The sequence below is a fragment of the Dyella sp. ASV21 genome, from assembly GCF_016428975.1.
Classification (GTDB): domain Bacteria; phylum Pseudomonadota; class Gammaproteobacteria; order Xanthomonadales; family Rhodanobacteraceae; genus Dyella.
Map to the genome: position 1 here is coordinate 1 of NZ_JAELTT010000410.1, position 296 is coordinate 296.

Here is a 296-nt window from a genome sequence, read left to right on the forward strand (position 1 = left end):
TCCGCGCCATCACCTCGCCGCTGGACGGCAGCACGGTCTACGTGGACCTCAACGCGGCCGGCGTGCAGGTGCATAGCGATGCGGATTTCCCCGACTGGCAGGGCTGGGCCTTTATCGACGACGACACGGACGGCAACAGCCGATGCGACTCCGCGCGCCTGCTCCAACGCGTGCTGGACGAGCTACCGCCCGAGCCCCCCGTGCCCGGCGCCACGCCCGAGGCGCAGCGTCGCCAGCGCCTGATTCGCGCGCACATCGCTGCCCAGATGGACCCGATCCGTCAGCGCCTCTCGCGT

General features: G+C 70.9%; 1 protein-coding gene. It reads left to right on the plus strand.

What is annotated here, in order from left to right; all coding sequences use genetic code 11:
* Positions 1-296: hypothetical protein (locus tag JHD67_RS22100; RefSeq protein ID WP_199101239.1), on the plus strand; the 296-nt coding region annotated here is incomplete at both ends.